The sequence below is a fragment of the Phormidium sp. CCY1219 genome (assembly GCF_035615515.1).
Lineage (GTDB): Bacteria > Cyanobacteriota > Cyanobacteriia > Cyanobacteriales > Laspinemataceae > CCY1219.
On the sequence record NZ_JAJENT010000611.1, the window covers coordinates 1 to 2,797 of the forward strand.

Annotated in this window: 3 protein-coding genes; 2 read left to right on the forward strand and 1 reads right to left on the reverse strand. The window is 50.9% G+C overall.

Going from position 1 to position 2,797, the window contains the following annotated elements; genetic code table 11:
* Positions 1 to 161: 161 nt before the first annotated feature.
* Positions 162 to 1,448 (forward strand): retropepsin-like aspartic protease, encoded by a 1,287-nt coding sequence (locus LKK83_RS17115; RefSeq protein ID WP_324632458.1) that lies wholly within the window; start codon positions 162 to 164, stop codon positions 1,446 to 1,448.
* A 480-nt stretch (positions 1,449 to 1,928) separates the two neighbouring features.
* Positions 1,929 to 2,132, forward strand: a complete 204-nt coding sequence (locus tag LKK83_RS17120; RefSeq protein ID WP_324632460.1) for a hypothetical protein — start codon at positions 1,929 to 1,931, stop codon at positions 2,130 to 2,132.
* 353 nt (positions 2,133 to 2,485) lie between these two features.
* On the opposite strand, the gene LKK83_RS17125 is transcribed toward LKK83_RS17120, so the two are convergent.
* A complete protein-coding gene (locus LKK83_RS17125; protein WP_324632459.1) occupies positions 2,486 to 2,725 on the reverse strand; it encodes a hypothetical protein in 240 nt (79 codons plus the stop codon).
* Positions 2,726 to 2,797: the final 72 nt, after the last annotated feature.

Genomic DNA, 2,797 nt, shown 5'->3' on the forward strand with positions numbered 1-2,797 from the left:
CTGGTCTTCTGGTCAGGTGAGCTTGGGAAAATAAAGTCTTACCAAGCCCCTCCCTTTAGGGATGGGGTTCCTGACCTTCCCAGTCAAACCGCTCAAAAGTATTCTAACATTGCACTACATCCATCCAACCATCGCGTGAAAGCCGCGTTAAAATTCGACCTATGAAACGCTTTTGGAAAATCGCCCTTTCCCTCACCGCCGCATCTGTGTGTGGCGCAATTCCCTTCACCCACCCCCTGCTAGCTTCTCACAATTGGCGACAAAATCCAGAGGGGATCGCCGTCGGGACGGAAACACCCCGGCTCGTTTATAACTTAAGTGAAGCCAAAAACAGCGAAAATTCCCCCAGCTCATCCAGGGCGATCGGGCAAAATGTCCCCTCAGCCCCCGATTCCTTGGGAGAAGAAATGCTGAAAAAAATCGTGCAGTGTGTGGCTGTCACCCTTGAAACCCCCCCACAACAGGCATCACAAGAGGCACTGCAAGCCGCTTCCGTGCAATGTCTCTTCCAAGTGGTTTTGCTCGCCCCCGATGGCAGCATTCGACCCGATGCTAACGAGCGGATGCTCGCATTAGTGAAGCTCACTGGTGTGAGCTTGCCCCAACCGGTTCGCGAAGGGCAAGCCACGGTGCAACTGCAACCCGTCGAAAACCAACTCTTATTGAGCGTTCCGGTGACCATCGCCGGACAGTCGGAATCCTTCCTGTTCGATACCGGCGCTTCTAACTCGATGATCGATCGCGAAATCGTCCAAGAGTTAGGACTAGAGGGAACCGCGATCCCCAATGAGTTGCTCGCTTACATGGTAGTGGGGGAAGACTGTTCTGAGGTGAATGCTACCCTGCATACCTTACCCACAATCGCGATCGAATCCGCCACGGTGGAAGGCATCACCGGCATGGGATTGCCCAAAACTGCCATTCCCGGCGATATGTCTGGGGTAATCGGCCTAGATTTTATCAGCGGGTTCGATGCGATCGTCAATCCGCAAACCTTACAACTCCAACTGCTACCCCCCTCCAAACCCCCCCGCGATGCCATTCCCCTGCAAGGCAGACTCGGAGTAATGACGACCCACGTTCGCATCAACGATCGCGGTCCGTTTACATTTTTGCTCGATACCGGCGCTGAGTTAATGGTCATCACCCAAAATTTAGCCACGCAACTCGGACTCGATGGCGAAAACCGGGCAGAAGCAGTGGAAGTGCGCGGATTTTGCGGCACCGAATTGGCCACCAAAACGCGCTTAGATCGCGTCAGCTTGCAGCAGCATCAACAGCAAAATTTGGAGGCGGTGATTTTGTCACCGGGGGTATTAGAGATGCTGGGGGTCGATGGAATTGTGGGTCAGAATTTCTTGCGTCAATATCGCCAACATTGGCGCTTTGGCGATCGCAACCAACTTGGCTTTCCCGACTCCGGCAGTTTGCAGCTATCTCCCGGGTAAAATTGTCGGTGGAAGGGCGATCGCTCAGTTGAAATCCTGTCAAATATTGTTTGCCTCTTCCTCCTTCTCCTCCATCTTTGGCGTTGCTTTGCAAAACCCTGGTGAATGCTGTTTGTCACAGAAAAACTCTCTCGGCGAACGAACCAGTCGGGGGCGCAAATTTCAGGTAGGCTTGCAAAGCGCTGAACCTTTAGCGACGCGATCGCCCCCCTCGAGGCAACCCTCGGCGCTTCGCAATTGTGTCCGGGGCTTGGCCGACCACCCATCAGACCAAACCGTTTCCAGGGCAGGATTAGAGGCGATCGACTCTGCGCCTTTTTTTCGGCTGCGATCGAAGTCACAAAAGCAGAACATCGAGATCACGTGACTTGAGGATTAATATCACAGATGAATAGCAATTTTCATCACATCCTGTTAGAACAACATCGCTAATATAAGGAATATCGTCCTTCTATGCCTATTCATCATTTTCAAAAGCAGATGGAACTTACCGCATCCATGCCCCAAGTCCCCCTTGAAGAACTTTACGGTCAAGTGATGTTCTCTAATGTCGTGACAATGGCCGACCGACAGCAAATTCGAGCGGCTTTGTTAAAAGAGTGTCTCAGCGAAGACGAGCAAGCGATTATCGATCGCCTGCTGTACAACGTCCGCCGAGGATGGCTCCAGCTCATCGAGGATTAACTTACACCATAGAACCCCAAGCTGATTCCAAACTAAATTTAAAACCCGGTTATTTTTTTAAATGATTCAAATCGTTGGTTGTAGGCGCTGTTTTCACCCCTGAAAACCGCAGATGTTGACCGTCTGCACGCGGAATGGGGGTTGAGGGACAACGGCAGTTTTTTCACGGCCAAACGCGGAAATTCCTACATCTCATTTTTTAAGACTCACTTAAATTCAATCACTTAAGTAATACTCACTTAAATAAATTTTTGGCAGTCCCACGCGATGTGGGTCGTGGCGAGGCAGGTGAAGCGATCGCCGCCCCAGGGACACCCCCTTTAACCAGGAGATGGGGGCGGATCCCGAGGGGATTAAAGCAAATGGTTCACCAGGGTGGGATCGCTAAAATAATGGCGAATTTTTTCAGCGGCTTTTCCACTAAAGCGAAACTCTTTTAACTCTAAATTGCCCGTATCGCCTTTAAAGGTACCTTCCACAGCTCCCATGACCACGACCACATAGCTGTCCTCATTGCCTACGTCTGCATTCAATTCCACCGCAGCAATGTAGTTCGTATTCAGAATAATATCTCCAATTTTGAGAAAATTCATCGAAAATTAGGGGTTGGTAAGGGGGGCGAATGGAAACCCCTGTCATTTATGTATGGGGAGGAATTCGCCCCC